The sequence below is a fragment of the Mesorhizobium sp. PL10 genome, from assembly GCF_053714315.1.
Genome location: NZ_JBSKBR010000204.1, coordinates 1 through 423, shown reverse-complemented (window position 1 = coordinate 423; position 423 = coordinate 1). Strand labels below are relative to the sequence as shown.

Here is a 423-nt window from a genome sequence, read left to right as displayed (position 1 = left end):
CGTCGATGTCTGGGTACTGCGGGGGAGCCTTGCCGATCTTGCTGACGATCCTCGGGTAATTGGCATCGGGCTGCGCCTGCCCTGTTCCAATAACTTCAACGCGGAAGCGCCACTCGTCACCGTAGTCGTACAAGAAGGTCATTGCCGAGCCCACCTTCTGGAAGGCTGTGGTGACGCGCGTGCCCCTCACGCTGCGAGAGCCGCTCGCCTCGATGTCGGCGAAGAGTTCGAACCGCAGGGGCGAGTCGAACAGCTTTCCCGTCAGCTTTGAATAGAAGCCGTAGGCGTGGTCCAAGTCGAAGCCAAATGCCGCTACGATGGCTTCGGCCAGATCCGCTAGCGTGCTCGAACTCGACACCTCGATGTCCCGACAAAGCCGTGCCCGAAGAGAGGCTCGCAAGATCAAGGTCGCGGGCTCAGTCA

General features: G+C 61.0%; 1 protein-coding gene. It reads right to left on the bottom strand.

Annotated features, from left to right (window positions below; all coding sequences use genetic code 11):
• Positions 1-423, bottom strand: a 423-nt coding sequence (locus ACWGTO_RS33865) for an IS1096 element passenger TnpR family protein (protein WP_454579003.1), incomplete at both ends; no start/stop codon positions are given.